This window comes from Kitasatospora sp. NPDC101235 (assembly GCF_044767505.1).
Taxonomy (GTDB): domain Bacteria; phylum Actinomycetota; class Actinomycetes; order Streptomycetales; family Streptomycetaceae; genus Kitasatospora.
In genome coordinates this window covers 134,291-157,767 of sequence record NZ_JBIWNZ010000008.1, presented here as the reverse complement: position 1 = coordinate 157,767, position 23,477 = coordinate 134,291, and the positions used below count along the sequence as shown (strand labels likewise).

Here is a 23,477-nt window from a genome sequence, read left to right as displayed (position 1 = left end):
CGCCACCGTGGCTGACCGGCCATCAGGGGCTGTAGGACGGCAGGCCCTTGATGGTGGAGACCTGGGTCGGTGCGGCCGAGCCGTCGGCGGGCAGGGTGCTGATGCCGTCGGGGGTGCGGACCGCGATGGTCTTGCCGTCGGGGGACCAGGCGGGCTCGGTGTAGTCCGTGGTGGCCGACGGGGTGAGGTCCTTCTCGGCCTTCTGGTCGCTCTGCGCGGAGCGGGTGAACAGGTGGTCGTGGCCGTTCACCGAGCGGACGAAGACGACGTGCTCGCCGTCCGGGGAGAGGGCCGGCTGCGAACCCTTGCCCAGGTCCCGGGTCACGGGACGGATGTAGTCGTCGTACAGGTACACCTCGTTGGCCGGGGTGTTGGCGTAGACGATCTCGCCCCGGTGGCCGCCCGCGTTGGCCCAGGTGTTGCCGGTCTGCGGCGGCTGCGGCAGCGGATCGCCGCCGCCCTCGGAGATGCGCGGGGTGAGTACCTCGGGGGTGGCGCCGGGGGACTTGGTGAGGGCCTTCGCCAGCCGCAGCGTGCCGCCCTTCTCGGAGGTGAAGACGATGGCGGCGTACCGCTCCAGCGCCTCGGCGCCGGCGGTGACGCTCGGGTCGGCGGTGGCGTGCTGCCAGGTCGGGTGGGACCAGGTCTCGCCACCGGGGTTCCTGGCGAGGAGGACCTTGCCGCTCCCGTCCGGGTTGGCGGTCATCAGGTCGCCGTTGCCGTTGACGAAGGCGGCCTTCCTGCCGTCGGGGGACCAGGCCAGGTCGCGGACGACGGTGCCGAAGTCGACGGTGGCGCCGTTCAGCGCGACCGTGCTGGTGCCGGTGGAGATGGTCAGGTGGTTGGCGGCCGAGGTGCCGTTGACCACCTTGCCGCCGGGCGTGGCACTGCCGGAGGGGGCGGGAGCGCCGGGCGCGGTCGTCCCCGGCGCCGCCGTCCCGGGGGAGGTGCCGGTCGGGGCGGCGGTGGGGGCGGAGTCGCCGTTCTCGGGGCCACAGGCGGAGACCAGGACGGCGCCGACGCTGACCACCAGGGCGATCGCCGCGGTGGTGCCGAACCGGTTTCGCGCGGAGCTGTTGTGCACGGACATCTTCCAGGTCCCCCTCGGGTGCTGTTCGCTTCCGACGGGGAGCCTCGCAGGGCGAGGTCAGCGGTGGATGCGTGCCGCGTCACAGCCGTGGAACAGCGCGGGTGCGCCGTGGCCCCGCGGGGGTGTCGTTCAGAGGCCGAGTTCGGTGAGGCCCGGGTGGTCGTCGGGGCGGCGGCCGAGCGGCCAGTGGAACAGCCGCTCCTCGGCGCCGATCGGCAGGTCGTTGATGGAGGCGTACCGGCGGGCCATCAGGCCGTTCCGGTCGAACTCCCAGTTCTCGTTGCCGTAGGAGCGGTACCAGCGGCCGGCGTCGTCGTGCCACTCGTAAGCGAAGCGCACCGCGATGCGGTCGCCGCCGTAACGAAAGAAAGTGCAGGCCAGAATAGCCACACAGAGAACTCCGCCGCTGCGCGGCTCCGAGTCCCCCATTCCTCCCCCGGCTGAAACCGGGGGCATCCTGGGATAGATCTGGTGAAGGCGAGGTCCCACCCGGAGGCCGCCGGCCGCCCGGCGATCCCGGCGCCGATACCGACCGTCCGGCCCACTCCCGTCACCAGGGCTACCGGGCGGGGGAGTTGCGGCGTCGGGTGGTCCCGATGGGGCGTCATGAGGTGCGATCGTCGCGGGCCGAACCGTCCCGGGCAGGTGCTTTTCGGCCGAACGCGCGTTTATCGCCTGTTGATCACCTCCGCCTAGCCTCGGGCGTATGGACGAGAGAGTGGTCGAACGGCCGGGGGCGCTGCCCGAGGGACGGATGACGGAGCAGGACACCGAGCGGTTCCGGCAGCTGCTGGCACGGCTGGAGGACTCGCTGGCGGTGGACCGGAAGGTGGCGGGGCGCAATGCCTGAGTGCGCCGAGCTACGCCCGGTGGCGGTGCGGCCGGTGGCGGTCCTGCCGCTCTGGCGGCGGGCCGAGGCCGAGGGCCACCGGAACGCGGACCGGTCCGGGGTGCTGCGGGGGCACCCCGGGCCGGTGGCGGACGGTCAGGGCGGGCCGGGCGGTCGGAGCGGGAGGGCCGGCGCGGCGCCGGAGGACTGACCGTCCGTCAGCAGCTGCAGTCGCAGCAACAGCCGTCGCAGCAGTCGCATCCGTCACAGCAATTGCAGCAGTCACAGCAGCCGGAGCAGTCGCAGCAGTCGGGGCAGTCGACGTCGTGCCGCTCGCAGAAGCCCTTGCGGCGCTCACGGCTGAACGGGTCGTTGTGGTCGCAGCAGAGCAGCTGGCAGCTGCAGGCCATCAGCGCCCACATCGCGCACCCGGCGAGCAGGTTGCGCGGGTTCGGCGGCTTCTCGCCGGGCGGGGTGAAGCCCGGGCCCTGCGGCACCCACGGCGGGACCGGCGCCTGGTCCGGCGGCGTCTGCTGCGGCGGCGCCTGGTGCGGGTGCTCGCCGCTGGCGGTGCCCGCCGCCTCGGGGCGGCGGCAGCTCGCCGTGTGCCGGGAGTGCCCGAAGACCCGCTCCACCGCGCGCTCGGTCTCGTGCGCGAGCAGCACGTGCACCAGGGCGCGGTCGGTCAGTTCGACCTCGCGCAGCGCGAGCCGGATGCCGTGGACGGCGTCGCGGCAGAGCCGTTCGGCCTCGGCGCGGTCGGTGCCGGTGGCGGTCAGCGGGTTCCAGGCGCCCGAGGCCGCGTCGGCGGCCTGGTCCTCGGCGGCGTCGAGGAGGTGGGCGAGCCGGCCGAACAGCCGGCCGGCTTCGGCGAGCGGGGCGGCGTTGCCGGGGCGCCCGGCGATCACCGCGGTGTGCGCGAAGGCGGCCGAGGTGGCGGTCTCGGTGGGCTCGGTGACCAGCAGGACGGACCCGCCGGGCCGCAGCGAGCGCTCCAACTCGCCCTGCCGGTGGGCCGCGTCGAGCAGCACGGCGGTGTCGAAGCCGACGGTCGAGGCGCTGCCCGTGCTCTGCCGGTCCCAGCGCCGGGTGACGGCACGGGCCCCGACGGCGACCGGGCGGCGGGCGAAGACGCCGTCGCGGTCCTCGACGTGGTCGCGGATCTTGACCGAGGCGAGCGCCAGCGAGACGGCGGCGGCGAGCCGGGCGCCTTCTCCCTTGGCGACGGAGGCGGTCCGCATGCCGCGCAGCGGGCACGGCCCGGCGGTGCGGCGCCGGGAGGAGTCCTCCCGGGCGGCCTGGGCCTCGACCAGCACGGAGATGATCAGGCCGTCGTAGTTGGTCGCCGTCCGGGCGAGCTGCCCGTGGTCGTCCCGCAGTGCGAGGCAGAGCCCGCACAGGTGGGCCATCCAGGAGGTCTGCAAGTGCTCGGACAATCGGTGCCTGCACGGTCTGATGATGCCGAACACGCTGGTCCCCCTCGCCTCACGGGCCGCCGACCGGCCACGATTCGCCGCACATCATATGATCGGCGCCCCTTCCGGGCCGAAGGTCCGTCAAGCCGCGACCCGGCTGAAGGGGTGGCCGCGCGCCCCGCCCCGACCGCTGCGCGCCCCGCCCCGGCTGCCGGGTGCGCCGGGCAGGACACCTCCGACTCGGGCGCCGATCCGTGGAGCGGCCCGCCCCCGACAGTCGGCAGGCGTCTGTACTCGGCTTCCTCCCCACGATCCCGTTCGCTCCTCGACTCTTGCGCCGTCGCGTGGATGGCGTATCTTGAACGCGTTCAATTGAACGCGTTCAAAGGGGGGTGTCGCGGGTGACCGAGTATCGGCGGGTGCCGGCCTGCCAATGGGGGTGGGCCGTGGCCGCGGTGGTGGTGGCGGTGATCGGGGCGGGCCTGGGGATCGCCGTCGCGACGTACTTCGGCGCGCTCTTCGCGATCACCGCGATGGTGGCCGCCTCCCCGCTCGCCCTTCGGGAGAGTCCGAAGACCTTCGCCCGGGTGTGCCTTTCCGTCGGGACGGGCCTGCTGGTCTGGGCGCTGATCGGCATCATCGTGGGAATGTTCGTGTTCATCCCGGCGGCCCTGCTGCTGTTCGTCGCCTCCTTCGCGGCCCGCGGCAACCGGCCCGGCGCATGGTTCGCGCTGGCCGTACCCCTGGCGGGTGCGGCGGCAGTGGTGGCGTTCGTGGCACTGGTCGTCCGCGGGTAGCGCGACCCGGACAGCGAACCGCCGCCCGCCTGCCACGCGGCTGCCGCGGTCGTGGAGGTGTGACTCCACACCTTCCGCGGCTGCGGTCGGCCGGTTTCGGCCGACGCCCGCCACTCGGTGGCGCCGGCCAGGCGGAGTCGTGTGCCCGGCTCGGTGAGTGGATCTCACATCCGGGATAGCATCGCGAATATGGGAATCGAAACGGCCGCCGACGAGCGGCTGGCGCAACGGCTCGCCGAGCTGAGGCTGGAACGCGGGTGGACCCTGGAGGAGTTGGCGCGGCTGGCGGACGTCAGCCGGTCGACGCTGTCCCGGGTGGAGCGGGCGGAGGTCAGCCCGACGGCCGCGCTGCTCGGGCGGCTGTGCGCCGTCTACGGGCGCACCATGTCGCGGCTGCTCGCCGAGGTGGAGTCCGGCCCGGCCCCGCTGCTGCGGGCCGGGGAACAGCAGGTGTGGCGGGACGAGACGACCGGGTTCGTCCGCCGTTCGGTCTCGCCGCCGCACGGCTCGCTGCGGGCGGAGATCATCGAGGGCCGGTTGCCGGCCGGCGCGGACATCGCCTACGACCGAGCCTGCACGCCCGGCCGGGAGCATCACCTCTGGCTGTTCGAGGGGCGATTGGAACTGACCGTGGACGGCGCGGCGCAGCCGCTCGGCCCCGGCGACTGCCTGCGCTACGTCGGCGGCACCAGCCGCTTCCGCAGCCTCGGCCCGGGCGAGGCCCGGTACGCGCTGGTGGTGGTCGAGCCGTGAGCGCCGCCACCGGCCCGATAGCCGAGGAGCCCGAGGAGCCCAAGGAGCCCGAGGAGCCCATGGAAAGCAAGCAGCCCGAGGAATCCAAGGAGCGCTTCGACGCCGCCGGGCGCCGGGTCCTGCTGGTCTGCGTCGCGGGTGGCTTCACCACGCTGCTCGACCAGTCCGTCCTCAACACCTCCATCCCCGCCCTGCGCGAGACCCTGCACGCCGGGCCCGCCGACCTCCAGTGGATCGTCGCCGGCTACTCGCTCGCCTTCGGCCTCGCGCTGATCCCCGGCGGGCGGCTGGGCGACGTCAAGGGCCGCAAGTGGTTCTTCGTCACCGGCCTGGCCCTGTTCACCCTGGTCAGCCTGGTCTCGGCGACCGCCACCGAGCCCGGCGTGCTGGTCGCCGCCCGGCTGCTCCAGGGCGCGGGCGCCGGCCTGGTCAACTCCCAGATGATCGGCACCCTCCAGGACGTCTTCGACGGCCAGCTGCGGGCCCGCGCCCTCGGCATGTACGCCGTCACCGGCGGCCTCGCCTTCGCGCTCGGACCGCCGATCGGCGGCGCGGTACTGGCCCTGGCCGGCCCCGAGCACGGCTGGCGGCTGACCTTCCTGCTCAACGTTCCCTTCGGCCTCGCCACCGTCGCCCTGGCGGCCCGTCACCTGCCGAAGCCCCGCCCCAGTTCCCGGAACGCCGACCTCGACATCCTCGGCCTGCTGCTGGTCGGGGCGCTCACCCTGGCGCTGATGCTGCCCTTCGTCCGGCCGCCCGGCTGGACCGGCTGGCTCGCCTTCGCGGCCGCCGCCCTGCTGCTGCTCGGCGCGCTCGCCGGGTGGCAGCGCCGCTACGCCCGCACCGGCGGCCACCCGCTGATCCACCCGGCCCTGACCCGCTCCGCACCGTACGCGCTCGGGACGGCCACCGCGATGGCCCAGTTCGGCTCCTCGCTCGCCGCCTCGCTGGTCCTGACCATGTTCCTCCAGGACGGCCTGGGCCTCTCCCCGATGGGCGCCGCGCTGGTCGCCCTGCCCTCCGCCGTGGCCATGGGCGTCGCCTCAGCGCTCGCCTGGCGGGTCGTCCAGCGCTACGGCCGACGCACCGTCACCGTCGGGATGACCGGCTCCGCGCTCGCCATACTGCTCAGCGGACTGCTCGCGCTCTGGGCGCCCGTCACCGTCCTGCCCTGGCTGCTGGCGCTGCTGCAACTGCTCGGCGGCGCCTCGGTCGGCCTGATGGGCTCCACCAACCAGGCGTACGTGCTGCGCCACGCGCCCGCCGAGGCGGCCGGGGTGAGCGGGGCGATCCTGCAGATGGCCCAGCGGATCGCGGCGGCCGTCGCGGTCTCGGCACTGTCCGGGGTCTATCTGCGGGAGACCGCCGGGGGCGGCGGGCACCGCTCCGCCTTCCTGACCGCGAGCGTGGTGTGCGCCGCGGTGGCCGGACTCGCCGTCCTGGCCTCGGTGTTCGCCGGCCGAGCCACGGCCCGGGAACAGCGAGAAGACGGACCGGTCGCGCTGAGCCGAGGGCGAACGCCGGTCCGCTAGGCGGTGGTCGGTGCGTACCGTGGCAGGCATGACCGACGTACGGAACCGGACCGTGGACCTGCCCGGGGTGACGCTCGCCTACCGCGAGAGCGGACGGCCCGACGGACCGCCCCTGGTCCTGCTGCACGCGCTCGGCGAGCGCGCCGCCGACTGGGACACCGTCCTGCCCGACCTCGCCCCCGCCCACCGGGTGTTCGCGCTCGACCTGCGCGGCCACGGCGACAGCGCCCGCACCGCCGCCTACTCGCTGGAGGCGATGCGGGACGACGTGCTGTCCTTCCTCGACGCCCTCGGGCTCGCCCGCGTCGACCTGGTCGGCCACTCGATGGGCGGCGCCGTCGCCCACCTGCTCGCCGAGGCCGCGCCGGAGCGGGTCGACCGGCTGGTCCTGGAGGAGATCCCCGCGCTGTACCCGCGCCCGGTGAGCGTGTTGCCCGAGGACCCGGCGCAGGACGTGCACTTCGACTGGGCGATGGTCCGGGCGGTCAAGGCCCAGTTCGACGCTCCCGACCCGGCCTGGCGGGCGGGGCTGGCCCGGATCACCGCCCGCACCCTGGCGGTGGCCGGCGGCCCGGCCAGCCCCGTCCCGCAGGAGCGGATCGCCGAACTCGCCCGGCTGATCCCGGACTGCCGCCTGGTCACCGTCGAGGCCGGGCACCTGGTGCACGGTGCCCGGCCCGCCGAGTTCGTCGCCGCGGTGGCGCCGTTTCTAGGGCGTGTCTGACAATTCCCGTCGGGCGCGCGACGCCAATTGTCAGACACGCCCTGGCCCCGGTGAGCTGCCGGGCCGCTTCTGCCGGAAGGGTCAGACGCCGTGCTCGGCGGGCAGCCGCCCGCTGCGCACCGCCGTCAGCAGGTCGGCGTGGTCGGCCTCGGTGCGGTCCGCGTAGGCCACCGCGAAGGCGGCGACCGCCTCGTCCAGCGCCTCGCTCTTGCCGCAGTACCCGGCCAGCAGGCCCGGGTCGGCGGTGTGCGAGTGCGCCCGGGCCAGCAGGGTGCCGGTGATCCGGGCGTAGTCGTCCAGCTGGGCCGGCAGCAGCGCGGCCGGGTCGACGCTGCCCTTGCGGTTGCGGAACTGCCGCACCTGGTAGGGGAGTCCGTCGACGGTCGTCCAGCCCAGCAGGGTGTCGCTGACCACCTGCATGTGCTTCTGGCCGAGCACCACCCGGCGGCCCTCGTGCCCGTCCGCCGGCTGCGGCCCGTTCGGCAGGTACGGCAGCAGGGCGGAGGGGCGGGCCTCCTTCACCTGCAGCACCAGCGGCTGGTCCCGGTGGTCGGTGAGCAGCACCACGTACGAGCGGGTGCCCACACTGCCGGTGCCCACCACCCGGAACGCCACGTCCTGTACCCGGTAGCGGGACAGCAGGGTGCGCACCTCGGCCGGCACCGTCTCGACGTACGGGCCGAGCGCGTGCGCGACGGCGCGGGCGGTCGCGTCGGTGACCTCGGTGAGCACCGGGGCAGCGGCCGTGAAGCGCCAACCGCCGTCCGCGGTCCGGGCGGTGTTGCGGGCGGCGAACCGCGCGCTGGTGTTGCCGAGTGCCTTCGCGCCGACCTTTCGCAGTACGTCGGCGAGGTCGTGCGCCTCGGCGAAGGAGACCAACTGCTCGTCCGCGATGGCGTTCCAGGCGTCCAGCCCGGGCAGCTTGGCGAGCGTGCGCACGGTCCGGCGGTACGAGCCGGCGGCGTGCTGGGCGGCCTCGCGCGCGGTGCTCTCGCTCGCCCCGGCCTCCCGGGCGGCCAGCACCAGGCTGGCAGCGAGCCGCTTGAGGTCCCACTCCCAGGGGCCGGGGACGGTCTCGTCGAAGTCGTTGATGTCCAGGACGAGTTGGCCGCGGGCGTCGCCGTACAGGCCGAAGTTCGCGGCGTGCGCGTCCCCGCACAGCTGCGCGCCCACCCCGGTCACCGGCGTGCCCGCGAGGTCGGCGGCCATCAGCCCGGCCGACCCGCGCAGGAACGCGAACGGACTGGCGGCCATCCGGCCGACCCGGATCGGTACCAGTCGGGCTATTCGGCCCGAGTTGGAGGCCTCCAGCGCGGTCACGGCCGTCGGCCGGCCGGGCGCGGGGGAGAACTCCGCGTGCCGCTCCCGGGGCACCTGCGTCCGCAGCTCCTTGCCGCGCGCCCGCGCCTGCCCGTCCTGCGCCGAGGCGAACCCGGCCACCGCGAACCCGCGCCGGGTCCGCCCGTCCCGCCCCGCCGTCGGCCGCGGTTGCGCCTCGGCCGCCTCGGCCCCACCCACGTGCGCCACTTTCCCTGCCCGTCCCTTCCGGTCCTCACCCCGCCCGCGACCTGCGCGGACGTTCGTCGGGGGGAGTGACGTACGGCGGTGCGCGGTGGTTCCGGGGGACGGGGGTCCGCTTGTGGCGCGAAGGGGTGGCGCGGGGGCGAAGGGGGGCGTGTGGGGCGTGGGGGTGGCGCTGTGGCGTGGGTGAACGACCGGGGGCGGGGGTTCGCTTGTGGCGCGAAGGGTGGTGCACGGGGCCGGACATGGCGCGGGGGCGGGGAGGGGTGTGTGGGGTGAAGGGGTAGCGTGGGGCGGGTGGACGATCTCGGGGGGAACGGTCTTCGGGTGCACCGGCGCACGCGCCTGGCGGCCGCTTCGGCGGCGATGCTGACCGTGGCGGCCGGGCTGGGCGTGCGGGCGGTGCTGGGCGGGGACTTCGCCAAGTACGCCGGGGACGCGCTCTACACCGTCCTGCTGTACGCCCTGCTCGTGCTGGCCGTGCCGAGGGTGCGCCCCGGCCGCGCCGCCGTCCTGGCCGCCGGGCTCAGCTGGGCGGTGGAGCTGTTCCAGCTCACCGGCCTGCCGGACGACTGGGGGCGGCACAGCACGCCGGCCCGGCTGGTGCTGGGCTCGACCTTCAACCCGCCGGACCTGCTCTGGTACCTGGTCGGCGCGGGCTGCGCCGGGGTGTTCCACCGGGTGCTGCGGACCTCCCGGGCCGCGGCACCCGGCGGATCGGCCTGACGATCCGTCAGAGCGGGAGCAGCTCCGGCCGCTTGGGCTCGACGTGGTCGCCCGAGGACTCGCCGCGCAGGCGCCGGCCGACCCAGGGCAGCAGGTGCTCGCGGGCCCACTGGATGTTCTCCCGCCGCTGGTCGGCGGGGGTGAGCGCGCGGGCGTCCGGCCACGGGGCCTCCGGGTCCTGCTCGGTGCGCAGGCCCAGCGAGCGCGCGGCCAGCAGGGCGACCCGCTGGTGGCCCTCGGGGGACAGGTGCAGGCGGTCCTCGCTCCATGCGCGGCGGTCCTGGACCGCGCGCAGCGACCACAGGTCGGCCACCTTGCAGCCGTTGCGGTCGGCGATGGCGCGCACGTGCCCGTTGTAGGTGGCGATCTTGCCGCGCAGGTGCTTCAGCAGCGGCACGTCCTTGGTGTCGAAGCCGGTGCAGATCAGCACTGTCCCGGCGTTCTCGGCGAGTTGGACGACGGCGGCCTCGAAGCGCTCGGCCACCTCGTCCGGGTCGCTGCCCGGCCGGAGGATGTCGTTGCCGCCCGCGCAGAAGGTGGCCAGGTCGGGCTGGAGGCGGCGGACCTGCGGCACCTGCTCGGCGGTGATCTGGTCCAGCAGCCGGCCGCGCACCGCGAGGTTGGCGTAGCGGAAGGCGCCCGTCGGGCGCCCGTCGGCGAGTATTCCGGCCAGGCGGTCGGCCCACCCGGCGAACCTGCCATCGACGCCGGGGTCGTTCAGACCCTCGGTGAAGCTGTCCCCGAGAGCGGCATACGAATCAAGGTCAAGGGTCTCCTGGAGATTCGGCATGAAAGAGATAGTTCACCCAATCAAGTGACCTACGCCACCGTAGGTGACCCCGGCGGCACGTGAGATGGGCCACGTGCCCTCGTCGGCCGCTTCCGCCCACAGAGGCCCCGTCCCCGGAAAGCACAAGATCCGCACCCCCTTCCGCTTTCCGGCCGGTCCGGCGGATGCTCGAAGGGAGCGGTCGCTCCGGCCGCCGTCCTTCTGGGGGAAGGCATCCATGACCACCGACCCGCGCTCCGAACGGCCCGAGAACTGGTCCATCGACGACCGGTGCACCAACTGTGACGTCGCCCGGCAGCTGGCGCCCGGCCTGATCCGCGAGCACGGGGGCCGCTCCGAGCTGGTCCGCCAGCCGCGCGACCAGGCCGAGCGCCGGCAGCTGCTCGCCGCCGCCCACGCCTGCCCGACCCGCTCCATCCGCCCCGGCACCGGGCCGCTGGACCCGGCCGGGGACCCGTTCCCGCTGGCCCTCGCCGACGACCTGCTGCTGCTCGGTCGCAACTCCCGCCGCACCGCGGGCGCCAACTCCTACCTCTGCCGCCGCCCGAACGGCTGGGTGATGGTCGACACGCCGCGCTACAGCGAGGCCCTCGCGGCCCGGTACACCGCGCTCGGCCCGGTCACCGACGTCCTGCTCACGCACCGCGACCACGCTGCGCACGGCCGGGCGTACGCCGACCGGTTCGGCGCCCGGCTCTGGATCCACGAGGGCGACCTGGAGGCCGCCCCCGACGCCGACCGGGTGCTGCGCGGCACCGGGCCGACGGAGATCTCGCCCGGCCTGGTCGCCCACCCGTTCCCCGGCCACACCCGGGGCAGCGTGCTCTTCCTCGCGGACGAGCGGTACTGCTTCAGCGGCGACAGCATGTACTGGTCCCGCACCACCGGGGACATCGAGGTGGTGGAGTCGGTGACCTGGTACTCGATCGAGGAGCTCGCCGCCTCGCTGCGGCGCGGCCTCGGCGTGCTGCGCTTCGAGTGGCTGCTGCCCGGCCACGGCGACCGGCGCCGGATGCCCGCCGAGGAGGCGGACCGCCGGCTGCGGGCGCTGGCCGAGCGGTGCCGGGAGCTGCGGCCCGTGCCCGTGGACTTCAGTGCGGTCCGCTGGTAGCGACGGCCCGCCGGTAGCAGCGGCCGGGGCCCGGTGCGCCGGAGGCCCTGTGCGCCGGTGCCTGCGCCGGGTGCGCGGGGGCGTGCGACCGCTGGGAGCGCCGGCCCGGGTGTGCGAACGGTGCCGCCGGGGCAGCCGCCTTGGGAACGAAGGTGTTCGGCCCCGTGAACCCCGAACTCCGTGCGACGAACTCCCCGCGACCCAAGGATGGTTGAGCCATGCCCACACAGCCCCCGGAGCGCCACGCCCGGCCGCGTCGCTACCTGATGTGCCGGCCGACGCACTTCACCGTGGACTACGCGATCAACCCGTGGATGGACCCCACCCAGCCCACCGACACCGCGCTTGCCCTGCGCCAGTGGGAACGGCTCTACTGGACGTACCGCCGGCTCGGCCACACCGTCGAACTGATCGACCCGGTGCCCGGCCTGCCCGACATGGTGTACGCCGCCAACGGCGCCACCGTGCTGGACGGCCGGGCCCTGGTCGCCACCTTCCGCCACCCGGAGCGGGCCGCCGAGTCGCAGGCCTACCAGGCCTGGTTCCGCGAGCACGGCTACCGGGAGGTGCGCCGGGCCGGCCACGTCAACGAGGGCGAGGGCGACCACCTGGTGGTGGGCCGACGGGCGCTCGCCGGGACGGGCTTCCGCACCTCGCGCGCCGCGCACGCCGAGGCCGGGGAGCTGTTCGGCGTGCCGGTGGTCAGCCTGACCCTGGTCGACCCGCGCTTCTACCACCTGGACACCGCACTGGCGGTGCTCACCGACGACCATGTCATGTACTACCCGGAGGCCTTCGACGCCGACAGCCGCTCGGTGCTGCGCGCGCTCTACCCGGACGCGATCCTCGCCGACCGGGCCGACGCCGAGGCGTTCGGGCTCAACGCGGTCTCGGACGGCCGCCGGGTGCTGCTGCCGGAGGCCGCCAAGAACCTGGCCGGCCGCCTGGCCGAGCACGGCTACCAGCCGGTCCCGGTGGACGTGTCGGAGCTGCTGAAGGGCGGAGGCGGGGCGAAGTGCTGCACCCTGGAGCTCAGGCCGGAGTGACGGTGCCGGCTCCCGCGGCCGTGACCAGCAGCACCTCCAGGGTGCGCGGCCCGTGCACCCCCTCCACGCGGTCCAGCTCGATGTCGCTGGTGGCGGACGGCCCCGAGATCCAGGTCTGCGGCCGCAGCGGATCGAGTCGAGGCAGCGCGAGCGGCACCGAGGCGACGACCTGCTCCGGCGTCCGGACCACGCAGACGTGGTGGTCGGGGACGAGCGAGAGCAGCCGCCGCCCCTGGCCGGGACCGGCGTCCAGCACGATCGTCCCGGTCTCGGCGACGGCCAGCGCGCAGCCGGTCACCACGCTGTCCACGGCGTCCAGCCGGGCGGCGGTCAGCGTCCCGTCGTCCGGGAGGAGCTCGACCCCCTCGGCCTCGGCCGCGGTGAGCCAGGCGGGCGGCAGCCCGCTCGGCACCACGACCGTGCGGCTGCCCCGCTCGACCAGCAACCCGGCGATCCGCCGCGGCAGTTCGTCCTCGCGGCAGCGGTGCACCAGGGCCCGGTAGTCGGCCAGGTTGTGGTGCAGCAGGTCGAGCAGCGCGGCCGGGTCGTCGGTCGGCACGTGTGCCGTCAGGTAGTCGCGGGGCAGGGGCTGTCCGGCCACCTCGGCGGTGTCGCCGAGTGCGGACCGGATCCTGCCGAGGACCAACTCCCTGGAGTTCCGGGGGCCGTCGGGCCGGGTGTGGTCGGATGCGGTCATGTGCGGTTCCTCCGCCACCAGTCGCGGAAAGGTTCGGCCGGCACCTCCGGCAGATCCCGGGTGTCGGTCCAGGCCCGCCCGGGCCCGGGCAGCCGGCGCGGGTGCAGCGACCGGGTGCGGCCGGCCAGCCGCTCGGCGGCGGTGAGCGCGGCCGGGTGGTCCAGCACGAACCCGGCGGCCGCCATCGCGGCCCGCTCCAGCGGGTGCCCGCCCTGCCCGGCGACCCGCTCGCGCAGGTGCACCAGCACCTCGGGGATGTCGATCGCCACCGGGCACACGTCGTAGCAGGCCCCGCAGAGCGAGGAGGCGTACGGCAGCGAGGCGTCCACCGGGCTTTCGGTGCCGCGCAGTTGGGGCGTCAGGATGGCGCCGATCGGCCCCGGGTAGACCGAGCCGTAGGCGTGCCCGCCGGCCCGCTCGTACACCGGGCAGACGTTGAGGCAGGCCGAGCACCGGATGCAGCGCAGCGCCTGGCGGCCGACCTGGTCCGCGAGCGCGGCGGTGCGGCCGTTGTCCAGCAGCACCAGGTGGAACTCGGACGGGCCGTCGCCCTCCGTCGTCCCGGTCCAGAGCGAGGTGTACGGGTTCATCCGCTCGGCGGTGGAGGAGCGGGGGAGCAGCTGGAGGAAGACCTCCAGGTCCCGCCAGGTCGGCACGACCTTCTCGATCCCGACCACCGAGATCAGCGTGCGCGGCAGGGTGAGGCACATCCGGCCGTTGCCCTCGGACTCGACCACCACCAGGGTGCCGGTCTCGGCGACCATGAAGTTGGCTCCGGAGACGGCGACTTCGGCGCGCAGGAACTTCTCCCGCAGGTGCAGCCGGGCGGCCTCGGCGAGTTCGGCGGGGGAGTCGGTGAGGCCCCGGGGCGCCGGGCGGCCCCAGGCGGCCATCCGGTCGGCGAAGATCTCCCGGATCTCGGCCCGGTTGCGGTGGATCGCCGGCACCAGGATGTGCGAGGGCCGGTCGTCGCCCAACTGCACGATCAGCTCGGCGAGATCGGTCTCGTAGGCGGTGATCCCCTCGGCGGCCAGCGCCTCGTTGAGCTCGATCTCCTGGGTGGCCATCGACTTGACCTTGACGACCTCGTGCCTTTCCGTGTCACCGCGGCCGGTGGCCTCGACCAGCCCGGCGACGATCCGGTTGGCCTCCTCGGCGTCGGCGGCCCAGTGCACGGTGCCGCCGGCCGCCGTGACGGACTCCTCCAGCTGGACCAGGTAACGGTCGAGGTGGCGCAGCGTGTGGTCCTTGATGGCCTTCCCGGCGGCGCGCAGCCGGTCCCAGTCGGCGAGTTCGGCGACGGCCCGGGCTCGTTTGTCGCGGATGGTGTGGGTGGCGTGCCGCAGGTTGGCACGCAGCTGCTCGTTCCGTACGGCCTCGGCGGCGGCCTGGGGGAAGGCGGGCATGCCGAGGAAGGTGCCGGCCGTGTTTCCGGTTCGTTCGCTCCGCTCGCTCATGCGGACGGCCTCCAGGGGTGCTCCTCGGTACTGGCCAGGATCTCCGCCAGGTGCAGTGGCCGCAGCGGCGCGCCCTTGCGGCGCAGGGTGCCGCCGAGGTGCAGCAGGCAGGAGTTGTCGGCGCCGCACAGCACCTGGGCGCCGGTGCCGAGGGCGTTGGCGATCTTGTCCTCGGCCATGGCCGCCGAGACCGCCGCGTTCTTGACCGCGAAGGTGCCGCCGAAGCCGCAGCACTCCTCGGCCCCGGGCAGCTCGACCAGCTCCAGGCCCTCGACGGCGCTCAGCAGCCGGCGCGGTCGCTCGCCGAGGCCGAGCAGGCGCAGGCCGTGGCAGGACGGGTGGTAGGTGACGGTGTGCGGGAAGTGGGCGCCGACGTCCTCGACGCCGAGCACGTCGGTCAGGAACTCGGTCAGCTCGACCACCCGGGGTACCAGATCGGTGGCCAGGTCGGCCAGTTCGGCGCCCCGGCCCTCGGCGGCGGCCCGGGCACCGATCCGGGGGTAGTTGTCCCGGACCATCGCCACGCAGGAGCCCGAGGGCGTCACCACGTGGTCGTACCCGGCGAAGGCCTTCGCCGTCCGCCGGACCAGCGGTTCGCAGGCCCTGCGGTAGCCGGTGTTGTACTGCGGCTGCCCGCAGCAGGTCTGTCCGGCGGGGAAGTCCACCGTCACGCCGAGCCGTTCCAGCAGCCGGACGGTCGCCACCGCCGTGCCGGGGAACAGTGCGTCGTTGACACAGGTGGCGAACAGCGCGACCCGCATCCGGGCTCCCTTCTGCCGAACTTCCGCCGGACGGACGGACATCGCAGGTGCGGACGCCGCAGGTGCGGACGCCGGACGGCACCGGTGCGCTCGTGATCGTACCGAGCGGACCGGTGCCGTGGTGGGACCTCGACAGCGGGGCCTCAGGCGTCGGGCCGGAACTCAGGCGGCCCGGGCGGCGGGGGTCAGGCGCCGAGCCAGAGGTCCGGGCCGAACACCTCGTAGTGGATGTCCGCCGCCGGGACGCCCGCGGTCAGCAGCTGCTCGCGGACGGCGCGCAGGAAGGGGAGCGGGCCGCAGAGGTAGGCGGTGGTGCCGGCCGGGACCTCGACGGTGGAGAGGTCCACCAGGCCGGTGCGCTCGGCCGGCCACTCGCCGAGCGGCTGCTCGTAGAAGACGTGCGAGGAGGCGTTCGGCAGCGTGGTGGTGAGCTGCGCCAGCTCGGCCCGGAAGGCGTGGCTCAGCTGGTCGCGGTCACCGTGCACGGAGACGATCCGCCGGGTGGAGCCGGTGGTGGCCAGGTGGTCGAGCATGGCGGTCATCGGGGTGTTGCCGATGCCGGCGGAGGCGAGCAGCACCGGGCCGTCGCCGTCGGCGAGGGCGATGTCGCCCAGCGGGGGCGCCAGCTCGATGGTGTCGCCGGCCTTCAGGTGGTCGTGCAGGTGGCCGGAGACCTCGCCGCCGTCCTCGCGCTTGACGCTGAAGCGCAGCGCGCCGTCGGCGCCGCCGGAGAGGCTGTACTGGCGGATCTGGTGGGCGCCGTCGGCCAGTTCGGTGCGCACCGAGACGTACTGGCCGGGGCGGAAGGCCGGCACCGGACGGCCGTCGGTCGGGCGGACCAGGTAGGTGGTGACGGTCTCGGTCTCCTGGATCCGGGCGACCACGGTGTAGGGGCGCCACAGGTCGGCCGGGTCGCCGCCGGCGGCGACCTCGGCGCGCAGCCGGTCCTCGATGGCGATCAGCGCGTTGGCCATCAGCCAGTAGACCTCGTCCCAGGCGGCGGCGACCTCGGGGGTGACGGCCTCGCCGAGCACCTCCACGATGGCGGCGAACAGGTGCTCGTGGACGATCTTGTACTGGTCGTTGTTGATGCCGACCGAGACGTGCTTGTGGGCGATGCGGGCGAGCATCGCGTCCGGCCGCTGGTCCGGGTTGGTGATCAGGGCGGTGGCGAAGGCGGCTATCGAGCCGGCCAGGGCCTCGCGCTGGCTGCCGTTGGCCTGGTTGCCCCGGTTGAAGAGGTCGCGCAGCAGCTCCGGGTGCGCGGCGAACATCCGGTCGTAGAAGCGCGGGGTGATGTCCCCGATGGCGGCGCCCACGACGGGCAGGGTGGCCTCGATGACCTCGGCGGACTTCGCGGACAGCATCAGAAGGCTCCTAAGTGGTATCTGATATTCGCATTAAAGGCCGCAGGGTGGTGCGCGGCCCCGGGTGGGCTGATCAGCCGGTGGGTCCGGCGGTATCGGTGGGTCTGGTGGTCAGGCTGAGCAGGACCGGTCCGGTGGGGGAGGCCACCAGGTCGGCGACGCAGAGGGGGTCGAGCGTCGCGAAGAACGCCTCCTGGGCGCTCCGCAGGGCCCCGCGCAGCCGGCACGCGGCCCGCAGCGGACACGGCGGGTCGTCCTCGCAGCCGACCACGTCGCCGACTCCCTCCAGCTCCCGCAGCAGCAGTCCGAGCGAACCGGTCCGCCCGGCGAAGGTGAGCATCAGCCCGCCGCCGCGACCGCGTCGGGCCTCCACCACCCCCAGGTGCTGCAGCCGGCTGACCACCTTCGCCGCGTGGGTGTACGGCACACCGACCGACTCGGCCACCTCGCGGGTGGTCGGGTTGTCGCCCTCGCCCAGGACGGCCAGTCGCATGGCGATCCGCAGGGCGATGTCGGTGCTCTTGGTCAGCCTCACGTTCGAAACGCTATCGAATGCGACTCTTCAACTCCAATTTTCTGCACGACTTCGATTGAGACCCTGGTCGCGCTTCCCGCGGGGAGGCGGGAGCGAGGGCGGTGGCCGCGTCGCGCCGCGATCGAATCTGAACACTTGGCGACATTAGTAGTCACTCCCTGACGGAAAGTCAGGGTGGCTCTTACGCTTCCCCCTGCTCCGAACACCACCACACCCGCACCACCCGTACGTGCCGAGCAGCTGGAGGGATCCGTGAGAACACCCCGTACGCCCCGTTCACCCCGTACCCGGACGGCCGTGGCCGCGATAACCGCGACCACGGCCGCACTGCTGTCGCTGCCCGCGACGGCCGAGGCCGTCACGCCACCGCCGGCCGTCGCCGCGCACGTGGCGGTGGCGCCCTACCCGGCGGGCATCGCGCTGACGCCGGACGGCGGCCACGCCTACGTGACCAGCCAGAGCGGCGGCGCCGTCAGCGTGCTGGACACCGCGAGCAACACCGTGTCCGGCGGCTTCACGGCCGGGACCGGCTCGTACGCCGTCGCCGTGTCGCCCGACGGGCACCGGGCCTACCTGACGCACCACCTGGACAACACCGTCAGCGTCGTGGACACCGCCACCAACACCGTCACCGCGACCGTGCCGGTCGGCGCCCAGCCCTGGGGCCTCGCCCTCGCACCGGACGGCTCCCGGGCCTACGTGAGCAACGCCGCCGCCAACACGGTGAGCGTGCTGGACACTTCGTCCAACACCGTGACCGCGACCGTGCCGGTCGGCGCCGAACCGCACGGACTGGCCGTCTCCGCGGACGGCACGCGGCTGTACGTCGCCGCCTCCGGCGACAAGGCCGTCACCGTGGTCGACACCGCGAGCGGCGCGGTGAGCCGCACCGTCCCGGTCGGTCACGGCGCCTTCGGCCTCGCCCTCAGCCCCGACGGCACCCGGCTGTGGACCGCCGACGGCGACGACGGCACCGCCGCCGTGATCGACACCGCGGCCGGCACGGTCCTCGGCACCGTCGCGGTCGGCTCCGGCCCCTACGCCGTGACCCTCTCCCCGGACGGCGCGACGGCCTACGTCTCCGACTACGCCGACAACGCCCTGAGCGTGGTGGACACCGCGAGCCGGACGGTCACCGCGACCGTCCCGGTGGGCGCGAGCCCGTACAGCCTGGCCCTGACCGCCGACGGGCGGCGCGGCTACCTCGCCGACTTCACCGGCAGCGCCGTCGACGTGGTGAACTTCCCCCTGCCGGTGCCGGACGTGACCGCGATCACCCCCAACAGCGGCTCCGGGCTGGGCGGCACCACGGTGACCATCACCGGCACCGACCTGGCCGGCGCCACCGCCGTGACCTTCGGCGCGGCCGGCGCCGCTGCCTCGTTCAGCTGCACCCGGACCAGCTGCACCGCGACCGCCCCCGCCACCACCGTCACCGGGCCGGTGGACGTGCGGGTCACCGCTCCCGGCGGCACCAGCGCGGCCGTCGCCGCCGACCGCTTCACCTACACCGCCCCCGCCGCCCACCTGGGCGTCGCGCTCACCGCGACCCCGGTGCCCGGGCTGCTCTCCAGCCGGGTCGACTACACCGTCACCCTCACCGGGCAGGGCCCCGACCCGGTGACCTCGGCCACCGTCACCGCCGACCTGCCCGCCGGGCTGACCACGACCTCCGGCGACTGCACCGTCGCCGCCGGGAAGCTCAGCTGCGCGCTGACCGCGCCGCTGGCCAAGGGCGCGAGCACCACCCGGCACTTCTCGGTCGGGGTCGGCCTGCTCTCGCTGATCCGCAGCTGGGACGTCACCGTGGCCCGCACCGCCGGAGCGCCCGCCGACCCGTCGCCCGCGACCAGCCGGGCCACCCGCAGCTGCAGCGCGGTGCTCGGGCTGCTGATCACCTGCGAGTAGCGCCCGCCTGCCGCGCACGGGCAGCTGCCCCGGGCCCCGCCGAAACCCTCCGGCGGGGCCCGGGGCATGAAAACGCCTGGACGAAGTGTCCGATGCGGACGTACAGTCCGGGCATGCCTGCGGAAAACCCCGACCCGCGCGTGCGGACCTGGTCCCCGGTCTGCCGCGCGGTGGCCCTGCTGCTCGGCCCGTACGCCGAGGTGGTGCTGCACGACACCGGGACCGACCGGGTCCTCGCCATCTGGAACCCGATGACCCCCCGGGCCCCCGGCGACCCCTCCCTGCTCGGCGAGCTGGACGGGCTCGACCCCTCCGCCCCCGACGTCTACGGCCCGTACGAGAAGCTGCTGCCTGACGGCCGGCGCCTCTCCTCGGTCAGCGCCGTGCTGCGCGACGAGGCCGGAAAGCCCACGGCAGTGCTCTGCGTCAACCTCGACCGGGGCCCGCTGGAGCAGGCCGCCGCCCTGCTGGCCGGCTTCGCCGCCCCCACCGCGCCGCGCCCCGAACCGCTCTTCGAGCGCGACTGGACCGAGCGGATCAACGACGTGATCGGCGGGTACGTCCGCGCCCGGGGCCGCCCGCTGGAGCGCTTCACCCGTGAGGACCGGCTCGCCGTCCTGGGCGAACTCGACCAGGCCGGGGTGTTCGCCGTCCGGCGCGCCGTCCCGGTCGTCGCCACCGCGCTGCGGATCTCCCGTTCCACCGCCTACAGCCTGCTCGCCGAGCTCAAGCAGCACCCTGCAGGCCCGACGAAGGAGTGCCACCAGTGACCCAGCTCCCCGACTTCCGGCTCGAAACCCACTTCTCGCGCTGGGAGTTCACCGCCCGGCACCACCTCACCGCCTCCGACGCGCAGACCATGACGATGGCCGAGCTGCTCGCCCTGGCCGGCCCCGAGGACCGCGAGGCCTGGGACACCCTGGCCCTCGGCTACACCGAGACCTTCGGCGACCCCGGGCTGCGCCGCGCCGTCGCCGGGATGTACGAGCGGGTCGGCGAGGACGAGGTGATCTGCTTCGGCGGCGCCCAGGAGGGGCTCAACCTCGCCATGCAGGTGCTGCTCGAACCGGGCGACCACGCGGTGGTGCTGACCCCCAACTACCAGTCCGCCGAGACCATCCCGCTCTCGCTGTGCGAGGTCACCGGCGTCGCGCTGGACGCGGAGCGGGACTGGGCGCTGGACCTGGACGCGGTCGAGGCGGCGCTGCGGCCGAACACCAAGGTGCTGTCGGTCAACTTCCCGAACAACCCGACCGGCAAGGTGATCGACGCCGCCGACTTCGTCCGGCTGGCCGAGCTCTGCGACGAGCGCGGCGTCCGGCTCTTCTCGGACGAGGTCTACCGGGGCCTGGAGCGCGACCAGGCCCGCACCCTGCCACAGGCCGCCGACCTCTCCGAGCGGGCCCTCTCGCTCAACGTCACGTCCAAGTCGCTCGGCCTGCCCGGCCTGCGGATCGGCTGGATCGCCTGCCGGGACCAGGAGCTGCGCTCGCGACTGGAGCGGGCCAAGCACTACACCACGATCTGCAACTCGGCGCCGAGCGAGGTGCTGGCCCGGATCGCGATCACCGCCCGCGAGCACATCCTGGCCCGCAACCGCGCGATCATCGCCGAGAACCTGCCGCTGTTCGACGCGTTCTTCGCCGAGTTCGCCGACCTCTTCGAGTGGCGCGCACCGGACGGCGGATGCGTCGCCTACCCGCGCTACCTGGGCCCGGACGGCGTGGCGGAGTTCTGCACCGCGCTGGTCGAGCAGGCCGGCGTGCTGCTGCTGCCCGCCGGAATCTTCCGCTCGGAGCTGACCCCGACCCCGGCCGACCGCTTCCGGATCGGCCTCGGCCGCCGCGACCCGGGCCCGGGCCTGGCGGCCTTCGGCGAGTGGCTCCGCAAGCGCTGACCGGCGTCACCGCACCGCGAAGGGCCGGGGCGCTGGCCACCGGGGGGATTCGGCGGCCGGCGCCCCGGCCACCCAAGGGATTAGCGGCCGGCGTCCCGGCCGTCATGACTGCTGCGCGGGAGTGGTCAGAGCTTCTGCCAGACCGGCTTGGCCGCGTAGGTGTCGCGGAAGTAGTCGGCGAGCTTGAGGCGGGAGGCGGCCGCCTCGTCCACCACCACGGTGGCGTGCGGGTGCAGCTGGAGCGCCGAGGCCGGGACGACCGCGGACAGCGGGCCCTCGACGGCGAGCGCGACGGCCTCGGCCTTGGCCTCGCCGGTGGCGAGCAGGACCAGGTGGCGGGCCTCCAGGATGGTGCCGATGCCCTGGGTGATGACGTGGTGCGGGACCTCGTCGATGCTGTCGAAGAAGCGGGCGTTGTCCTCGCGGGTCTGCCGGGTCAGGGTCTTGATCCGGGTCCGGGAGGAGAGCGAGGAGCAGGGCTCGTTGAAGCCGATGTGGCCGTCCGTGCCGATGCCGAGCAGCTGGAGGTCGACGCCGCCGGCCTCGGCGAGCGCACGGTCGTAGGCGGTGGCCGCCGCGGCGATGTCGGACGCGTTGCCGTCCGGGCCCAGGAAGGAGTCCTCGGTCAGGCCGAGCGGCTCCACGACCTCGCGCAGCACCACCGAGCGGTAGGACTCGGGGTGGCCGGAGGGCAGGCCGACGTACTCGTCCAGCTGGCAGATGCGCGCCTTGGCGGCGTCCAGCCGGCCGTCGCGGACCCGCTCGGCCAGGGCCTGGTAGATCGGCAGCGGGGTCGAGCCGGTCGCCACGCCGAGCAGGGCGTCGGGCTTGTCGGTCAGCAGATCGGTGATCGCCGCGGCGATGAGTTCGCCGGCCGCACGGGCGTCAGGGACGATCACGATTTCCATACTGGGTCCACCGTTCTGAGGCGAGTCTGAGGTCTAGACCTCCGAGGTCTAGACCAGTTTGCCGTGAAGGGGCGCCCCGGGTCCACCCGGGTCCGGCCCAGGGGTGCGTTCCGGCTCCTGCCTCTTCCGCCTGGTGGGGGCGGTCGGGGGGGGGGGGGGGGGGGGGGGGGGGGGCGGGCGGGGGCCCCCGGGGGGGGGGGGGGGGGGGGGGGGGGGGGGCCGGGGCGGGGGGGGGGGGGGGGGGGGGCCCCCGGCCCCGGTGCTCGTGCCGTTTACTGCTTTCCGCTCCCCGGTCGTCCGGACGGCTGCCCGGTCGTACGGACGGCACGGGGGTGGCGGGTGCGGTGCCTCAGCGGCCCCGCGGTCAGAACGGGTTGGTGCAGGTGGTGACCTGCTTGGTGACGTCCAGTGCCGGGCCGGCAGTCGCGCAGATCATGCGGGGGGCGGTGGCGGTCACCCGCTGGGTGACCGCCTTGGCGGAGCCGTACTGCACGGTGGTCGCGCTGGCGACCGTCTCCCACGGGCCGCCCCAGGTGGCCTGGGTGCGGACGTCGACCTGAACCATCGTCAACTGACCCGGGTCGGCGCTGACCTGGGCGACGCCCACGATGCCCCCGCCGTCGACCTGGTGTGAGATGCAGGGCCGGTTGAGCACCGCGGCGCAGGCCGCGGTGTCGGTCCCGGACGTTGCGGTGGCGGCTATGGCCGGGGCTGCCGCCAGGCCGGTGATCCCTGCCGCCGCCATCACCACAGCTGCGATCCGAGTGCGCATGATACGAACCTCCTTGGAAATTAAGGGAATCTCACTGAGTGAGATGAGTCTTGCACACATCATGGACGTCGTGCGTGTGCGTTGCGTCACACGCATGGTGACCGTTCAACTACATCCTGCAATCGTTCGCCATGTGTTCAGCGCACGGACAACTCCAGGTCTGACGGATGATCAACTCGTGGGCGGCATCACCATCCGCCGCCCGGCCGTCGCCCCGCCGTCCACCGGCACCGAGGCCCCGGACTGGTAGGCGAAGTCGTCCGAGGTCGGCGCCAGGATCGCCCGGGCGATCTCCTCCGGCTCGGCCAGCCGCTCCAACCCCTCGATGTTCAACGGGCCGTAGGCCTTCCTGAACTGCGCCCAGGCCGCGTCCGGGATGCCCGGCGGACGGACGAACGCGGTGTCCGTGGTGCCCGGGAGGATCGCGTTGACCCGGATGCCCCGCGTTCCGTACGCCAACGCCGCCGCCTTGACCAGCCCTTGAACCGCCCTTGTGCTCGCTGTGTACGCGCCGCTGTTCGGCCGGGCCTGCCCGGCGCCCTGGGCGGCGGCGGCCGCCCCGGCGAGGCCCGGGGCGGAGGCGCCGAGCAGTGCCCGCCGGGCCGGTCCGGCGGTGGAAGTCGAGGAGGAGACGGGGGAGTTGGTACCCGCGGCGGGAGCCTGGAAGGGCCCGCCCGGGGTCGCTTCGTCCGGTCGGCCGGACCTGCCGGCCGGAAGGAGGAACCCCCTCCTTCCCGGGGAGGACCGCAATGCGGGCCCCGCCGGGCAGGGTTGGCGGTGTCCCATCACCCGTCCGGGTGGCGGTTTGCCTCCGGGGCGAATCGGACGGATACCATCGACC

General features: G+C 74.2%; 24 protein-coding genes and 1 pseudogene. 12 read left to right on the top strand and 13 right to left on the bottom strand.

Translation table 11 applies throughout. From position 1 onward, the window contains the following. Positions 1-22: 22 nt before the first annotated feature. Together ACIRRH_RS16265 and ACIRRH_RS16260 are read right to left on the bottom strand one after the other, a co-directional pair. On the bottom strand, positions 23-1,090 hold the full coding sequence (locus ACIRRH_RS16265; RefSeq protein WP_403067157.1) for a TolB family protein: 1,068 nt from the start codon (positions 1,088-1,090) through the stop codon (positions 23-25). Between the two features lie 129 nt (positions 1,091-1,219). Continuing rightward, positions 1,220-1,450, bottom strand: a pseudogene (locus ACIRRH_RS16260) (DUF1348 family protein); the annotation flags it as partial. A 346-nt stretch (positions 1,451-1,796) separates the two neighbouring features. Here ACIRRH_RS16260 and ACIRRH_RS16255 point away from each other — a divergent pair. Continuing rightward, entirely contained in the window at positions 1,797-1,940 is a 144-nt protein-coding gene (locus ACIRRH_RS16255) for a hypothetical protein (protein WP_403067155.1), read from the top strand. After that, complete coding sequence (locus tag ACIRRH_RS16250; protein ID WP_403067153.1) at positions 1,933-2,130, top strand: hypothetical protein; 198 nt, start codon at positions 1,933-1,935, stop codon at positions 2,128-2,130. The genes ACIRRH_RS16255 and ACIRRH_RS16250 overlap by 8 nt, the downstream gene beginning before the upstream one ends. Before the next feature lie 7 nt (positions 2,131-2,137). Here the strand turns inward: ACIRRH_RS16250 and ACIRRH_RS16245 are convergent, their stop codons facing one another. Continuing rightward, entirely contained in the window at positions 2,138-3,388 is a 1,251-nt protein-coding gene (locus ACIRRH_RS16245; protein ID WP_403067151.1) for a DUF5685 family protein, read from the bottom strand. A gap of 347 nt (positions 3,389-3,735) precedes the next feature. Here ACIRRH_RS16245 and ACIRRH_RS16240 point away from each other — a divergent pair, with 347 nt between their 5' ends. From ACIRRH_RS16240 to ACIRRH_RS16225, 4 genes are all read left to right on the top strand, one after another. After that, the gene (locus tag ACIRRH_RS16240; RefSeq protein ID WP_403067149.1) at positions 3,736-4,131 is read left to right on the top strand and encodes a hypothetical protein; all 396 of its coding nucleotides are present in this window, start codon (positions 3,736-3,738) and stop codon (positions 4,129-4,131) included. A 189-nt stretch (positions 4,132-4,320) separates the two neighbouring features. Continuing rightward, positions 4,321-4,884, top strand: a complete 564-nt coding sequence (locus tag ACIRRH_RS16235; RefSeq protein WP_403067147.1) for a helix-turn-helix domain-containing protein — start codon at positions 4,321-4,323, stop codon at positions 4,882-4,884. Beyond that, positions 4,881-6,416, top strand: a complete 1,536-nt coding sequence (locus ACIRRH_RS16230) for an MFS transporter (protein ID WP_403067145.1) — start codon at positions 4,881-4,883, stop codon at positions 6,414-6,416. The genes ACIRRH_RS16235 and ACIRRH_RS16230 overlap by 4 nt, the downstream gene beginning before the upstream one ends. A 28-nt stretch (positions 6,417-6,444) precedes the next feature. Further along, the gene (locus ACIRRH_RS16225; RefSeq protein WP_403067143.1) at positions 6,445-7,140 is read left to right on the top strand and encodes an alpha/beta fold hydrolase; all 696 of its coding nucleotides are present in this window, start codon (positions 6,445-6,447) and stop codon (positions 7,138-7,140) included. An 81-nt stretch (positions 7,141-7,221) separates the two neighbouring features. On the opposite strand, the gene ACIRRH_RS16220 is transcribed toward ACIRRH_RS16225, so the two are convergent. Further along, on the bottom strand, positions 7,222-8,667 hold the full coding sequence (locus tag ACIRRH_RS16220; RefSeq protein WP_403067141.1) for a DUF2252 domain-containing protein: 1,446 nt from the start codon (positions 8,665-8,667) through the stop codon (positions 7,222-7,224). 360 nt (positions 8,668-9,027) lie between these two features. Between ACIRRH_RS16220 and ACIRRH_RS16215 the strand changes: the two genes are divergently transcribed. Beyond that, a complete protein-coding gene (locus ACIRRH_RS16215; protein ID WP_403067423.1) occupies positions 9,028-9,387 on the top strand; it encodes a DUF2809 domain-containing protein in 360 nt (119 codons plus the stop codon). Positions 9,388-9,394: 7 nt separating this feature from the next. Here ACIRRH_RS16215 and ACIRRH_RS16210 read toward each other — a convergent pair whose 3' ends face one another. Then, positions 9,395-10,177: an SGNH/GDSL hydrolase family protein gene (locus ACIRRH_RS16210; protein ID WP_403067139.1), complete on the bottom strand. Its 783-nt coding sequence runs from the start codon at positions 10,175-10,177 to the stop codon at positions 9,395-9,397. A 217-nt stretch (positions 10,178-10,394) separates the two neighbouring features. On the opposite strand from ACIRRH_RS16210, the gene ACIRRH_RS16205 reads away from it, so the two are divergent. After that, positions 10,395-11,288, top strand: a complete 894-nt coding sequence (locus tag ACIRRH_RS16205) for a 4Fe-4S domain-containing protein (protein WP_403067137.1) — start codon at positions 10,395-10,397, stop codon at positions 11,286-11,288. A gap of 218 nt (positions 11,289-11,506) precedes the next feature. Next, the gene (ddaH, locus tag ACIRRH_RS16200) at positions 11,507-12,334 is read left to right on the top strand and encodes a dimethylargininase (RefSeq protein ID WP_403067135.1); all 828 of its coding nucleotides are present in this window, start codon (positions 11,507-11,509) and stop codon (positions 12,332-12,334) included. On the opposite strand, the gene ACIRRH_RS16195 is transcribed toward ddaH, so the two are convergent. The 5 genes from ACIRRH_RS16195 to ACIRRH_RS16175 form a co-directional block, all read right to left on the bottom strand. Further along, positions 12,321-13,031 (bottom strand): lactate utilization protein C, encoded by a 711-nt coding sequence (locus ACIRRH_RS16195; RefSeq protein ID WP_403067133.1) that lies wholly within the window; start codon positions 13,029-13,031, stop codon positions 12,321-12,323. The genes ddaH and ACIRRH_RS16195 overlap by 14 nt on opposite strands. After that, positions 13,028-14,488 carry a lactate utilization protein B gene (locus ACIRRH_RS16190; RefSeq protein WP_403067131.1) on the bottom strand — a complete coding sequence of 487 codons (1,461 nt, stop codon included), beginning with the start codon at positions 14,486-14,488 and terminating at the stop codon, positions 13,028-13,030. Before ACIRRH_RS16190 ends, ACIRRH_RS16195 begins: the two co-directional genes overlap by 4 nt. Then, positions 14,485-15,249 carry a (Fe-S)-binding protein gene (locus ACIRRH_RS16185; protein ID WP_403067129.1) on the bottom strand — a complete coding sequence of 255 codons (765 nt, stop codon included), beginning with the start codon at positions 15,247-15,249 and terminating at the stop codon, positions 14,485-14,487. The genes ACIRRH_RS16190 and ACIRRH_RS16185 overlap by 4 nt, the downstream gene beginning before the upstream one ends. Positions 15,250-15,434: 185 nt before the next feature. Continuing rightward, entirely contained in the window at positions 15,435-16,616 is a 1,182-nt protein-coding gene (locus ACIRRH_RS16180) for a globin domain-containing protein (protein WP_403067127.1), read from the bottom strand. Between the two features lie 73 nt (positions 16,617-16,689). Then, the gene (locus tag ACIRRH_RS16175) at positions 16,690-17,151 is read right to left on the bottom strand and encodes an RrF2 family transcriptional regulator (RefSeq protein WP_403067125.1); all 462 of its coding nucleotides are present in this window, start codon (positions 17,149-17,151) and stop codon (positions 16,690-16,692) included. Between the two features lie 297 nt (positions 17,152-17,448). On the opposite strand from ACIRRH_RS16175, the gene ACIRRH_RS16170 reads away from it, so the two are divergent. The 3 genes from ACIRRH_RS16170 to ACIRRH_RS16160 all read left to right on the top strand — a co-directional run bounded on the left by ACIRRH_RS16170 (position 17,449) and on the right by ACIRRH_RS16160 (position 20,956). Next, positions 17,449-19,059: a beta-propeller fold lactonase family protein gene (locus ACIRRH_RS16170; protein WP_403067123.1), complete on the top strand. Its 1,611-nt coding sequence runs from the start codon at positions 17,449-17,451 to the stop codon at positions 19,057-19,059. Positions 19,060-19,172: 113 nt separating this feature from the next. Next, entirely contained in the window at positions 19,173-19,829 is a 657-nt protein-coding gene (locus tag ACIRRH_RS16165; protein ID WP_403067121.1) for a transcriptional regulator, read from the top strand. Beyond that, entirely contained in the window at positions 19,826-20,956 is a 1,131-nt protein-coding gene (locus ACIRRH_RS16160; RefSeq protein WP_403067119.1) for an aminotransferase class I/II-fold pyridoxal phosphate-dependent enzyme, read from the top strand. The genes ACIRRH_RS16165 and ACIRRH_RS16160 overlap by 4 nt, the downstream gene beginning before the upstream one ends. A gap of 125 nt (positions 20,957-21,081) precedes the next feature. Here the strand turns inward: ACIRRH_RS16160 and nagB are convergent, their stop codons facing one another. The 3 genes from nagB to ACIRRH_RS16145 all read right to left on the bottom strand — a co-directional run bounded on the left by nagB (position 21,082) and on the right by ACIRRH_RS16145 (position 23,422). Further along, positions 21,082-21,864, bottom strand: a complete 783-nt coding sequence (gene nagB / locus ACIRRH_RS16155) for a glucosamine-6-phosphate deaminase (RefSeq protein ID WP_403067117.1) — start codon at positions 21,862-21,864, stop codon at positions 21,082-21,084. 364 nt (positions 21,865-22,228) lie between these two features. Then, positions 22,229-22,636: a hypothetical protein gene (locus tag ACIRRH_RS16150; RefSeq protein ID WP_403067115.1), complete on the bottom strand. Its 408-nt coding sequence runs from the start codon at positions 22,634-22,636 to the stop codon at positions 22,229-22,231. Between the two features lie 171 nt (positions 22,637-22,807). Beyond that, positions 22,808-23,422, bottom strand: coding sequence for an SDR family NAD(P)-dependent oxidoreductase (locus ACIRRH_RS16145; protein ID WP_403067113.1), 615 nt, complete (start codon positions 23,420-23,422; stop codon positions 22,808-22,810). Positions 23,423-23,477: the final 55 nt, after the last annotated feature.

Bases quoted from the DNA above. Each gene is read 5' to 3' on its own strand.
- ACIRRH_RS16265 (WP_403067157.1), bottom strand. From the start codon at position 1,090: ATGTCCGTGCACAACAGCTCCGCGCGAAACCGGTTCGGCACCACCGCG.
- ACIRRH_RS16255 (WP_403067155.1), top strand. From the start codon at position 1,797: ATGGACGAGAGAGTGGTCGAACGGCCGGGGGCGCTGCCCGAGGGACGG.
- ACIRRH_RS16250 (WP_403067153.1), top strand. From the start codon at position 1,933: ATGCCTGAGTGCGCCGAGCTACGCCCGGTGGCGGTGCGGCCGGTGGCG.
- ACIRRH_RS16235 (WP_403067147.1), top strand. From the start codon at position 4,321: ATGGGAATCGAAACGGCCGCCGACGAGCGGCTGGCGCAACGGCTCGCC.
- ACIRRH_RS16225 (WP_403067143.1), top strand. From the start codon at position 6,445: ATGACCGACGTACGGAACCGGACCGTGGACCTGCCCGGGGTGACGCTC.
- ACIRRH_RS16215 (WP_403067423.1), top strand. From the start codon at position 9,028: ATGCTGACCGTGGCGGCCGGGCTGGGCGTGCGGGCGGTGCTGGGCGGG.
- ACIRRH_RS16210 (WP_403067139.1), bottom strand. From the start codon at position 10,177: ATGCCGAATCTCCAGGAGACCCTTGACCTTGATTCGTATGCCGCTCTC.
- ACIRRH_RS16205 (WP_403067137.1), top strand. From the start codon at position 10,395: ATGACCACCGACCCGCGCTCCGAACGGCCCGAGAACTGGTCCATCGAC.
- ddaH (WP_403067135.1), top strand. From the start codon at position 11,507: ATGCCCACACAGCCCCCGGAGCGCCACGCCCGGCCGCGTCGCTACCTG.
- ACIRRH_RS16195 (WP_403067133.1), bottom strand. From the start codon at position 13,031: ATGACCGCATCCGACCACACCCGGCCCGACGGCCCCCGGAACTCCAGG.
- ACIRRH_RS16190 (WP_403067131.1), bottom strand. From the start codon at position 14,488: ATGAGCGAGCGGAGCGAACGAACCGGAAACACGGCCGGCACCTTCCTC.
- ACIRRH_RS16185 (WP_403067129.1), bottom strand. From the start codon at position 15,249: ATGCGGGTCGCGCTGTTCGCCACCTGTGTCAACGACGCACTGTTCCCC.
- ACIRRH_RS16180 (WP_403067127.1), bottom strand. From the start codon at position 16,616: ATGCTGTCCGCGAAGTCCGCCGAGGTCATCGAGGCCACCCTGCCCGTC.
- ACIRRH_RS16165 (WP_403067121.1), top strand. From the start codon at position 19,173: ATGCCTGCGGAAAACCCCGACCCGCGCGTGCGGACCTGGTCCCCGGTC.
- nagB (WP_403067117.1), bottom strand. From the start codon at position 21,864: ATGGAAATCGTGATCGTCCCTGACGCCCGTGCGGCCGGCGAACTCATC.
- ACIRRH_RS16150 (WP_403067115.1), bottom strand. From the start codon at position 22,636: ATGCGCACTCGGATCGCAGCTGTGGTGATGGCGGCGGCAGGGATCACC.
- ACIRRH_RS16145 (WP_403067113.1), bottom strand. From the start codon at position 23,422: ATGGGACACCGCCAACCCTGCCCGGCGGGGCCCGCATTGCGGTCCTCC.